Origin of the sequence: uncultured Formosa sp., from assembly GCF_947500765.1 — a bacterium.
Lineage (GTDB): Bacteria > Bacteroidota > Bacteroidia > Flavobacteriales > Flavobacteriaceae > Formosa.
Map to the genome: position 1 here is coordinate 1 of NZ_CANMTH010000036.1, position 1,945 is coordinate 1,945.

Below are 1,945 nucleotides of genomic sequence, written 5' to 3' on the forward strand. Positions count from 1 at the left end.
TAAAACACCGAATATGGTATATAAATTATCAGCTTAATTCAATTTTAAACTGTAGCCATATTTCAGGACTAGACATTATGAAAAATATCCGAACTTCATTTATTATCCTTCTGACTTTTCTGTCACTTTGCGCATTTGGACAAAATGATTCGCGTGCAATTGATGGAAACAGATTTGACTCTGTTTTTCAAAATTTGGAATCGGGAAATTTTAGCGGAACTATAAACGGAATTTTAATTGTAAAAGATTCTAAAAACAAGGAATCGTTATTGGATTTTCAAGGAAGTTCTGCAAAATTGGACATAGAAAAAGATGAACACGAAGTTTATGATTTGAGTTATAAAAAATATTCTGGAAAAACAACAAGTGGAAAAACGGAAATAAAATACGAAACCTACGCTTCTGCAAACTCAATCGGAATTGAAATAAGCGGAGAATATTATGACTTATCTCTAATCGATGGAGCTTGTGATTTAGTAATTAACGGACTTGAATACTCTTACGAATCTGAAAAAAGTGCTGAATATCTAATTATCCGAATTACGAAAGAAATAGAATTAATGAACCGTTATGATAGCAAAATTAGAAAAACAATTAAAATATTACCAAATTCGACTTTAGTTTTCGCAATTAATCGGAATAAAAAACTGTAGGTAACACCGTGTATAATTAATGGCTAGTTCTCGCCTACTTACGAAAATCCTCGCGGATTTTCTATTCGGTTTTTATTTACTAAATTAGGTGTTTAAAAACGCCACAAATCATACACAAACACGTTGTAATGCATTTGAGAGCACATTTCCTCATTCAAAATACAGTTTCACTCAATATGACTTTTTCAAAATAAAAATCTGAATTAAATTGAACTCAAATCAAACCGACCAATTTTGAAAAAAGCACTCTTACTTTTATTATTATTTTCGAGTGGAATCACATTCTGCCAATCAAAAGAATATAGCGGAATTGTAAAAGCCAAAAGCGACAATCTTCCACTTCCTGGAGTAAATGTGATTATTAAAGGAACAAAAATCGGAACTCAAACGGACTTTAATGGAAGTTTTAAAATTTCAGTTCCTGATTCTTTAAATGTATTAAGTTTTTCATTCCTTGGAATGGTTCCTTTGGAGTATAAACTCAAGGTCGAAAAGAATCTTGAAATATTTTTAAAAGAAGATTGTAACATTGACTGGTTTGATGAACGACATATCGGATTTTATTTAAATAGCGGACTTATTAATAATCCTGTTGGTGGACTATTTCATTTTTCTTTTACACCAAATTATAATTGGCCAACAATTAAAACAGGAATTAGTTACCAAACCAACCTACAAGAAAATAAGTTTCTCAACGCTTATTTGAATTTTCATCATCTTTTTGTCAGTTGTGATTTTAACGCTGACATCAATTCCTTTTTGAGAAACTTGGAGTATGATAATAATATAGAATTGACAGCATATTCAGTTGAAACAATTCTTAATTTTAATCGTTTTAGTGCGATAGTTGGCTTAAGTACTATTGACTACAATAAAGCCTCGGAAAACGAAAATATAAATTCGATTGGACCAACATTCGGACTTGGAACTTGGATTGGACAACCCTTTTTAATGTCTGTATCTGCGAAAACAACGATTTATAAAAATTTGAGCGAATATCACGCCGAAATAAAAAAACAGTACAAAGGAGTTTATGGATTTCTAAAATATTATAAAGTTAACGACTTTAATGAATTGAGTTTAGGAATCGGAATCGAATTAAGTTATTAAAAAATAAAAACGCATTACAACACCGTATAAAATTAATTGCTGGTTTTAGTCTATTTACGAAAGTCCTCGCGGACTTTCTATCTGTGATTTATTTGCTAACTTTAGTGCTTAAACCACGCAACTAATCTTATACGTATTCCAAGATAAAATCCTAATAAAGATTTAGTTTTTTTTATGCAGCA

At 30.4% G+C, this 1,945-nt stretch carries 2 protein-coding genes; both read left to right on the forward strand.

The window, feature by feature from the left end; all coding sequences use genetic code 11:
* Window positions 1-653: hypothetical protein (locus Q1B05_RS18460; protein WP_299782918.1), on the forward strand; the 653-nt coding region annotated here is incomplete at its 5' end.
* Between the two features lie 234 nt (window positions 654-887).
* Window positions 888-1,763, forward strand: a complete 876-nt coding sequence (locus tag Q1B05_RS18465; RefSeq protein WP_299782922.1) for a carboxypeptidase-like regulatory domain-containing protein — start codon at window positions 888-890, stop codon at window positions 1,761-1,763.
* The last annotated feature ends 182 nt before the right edge of the window (window positions 1,764-1,945 follow it).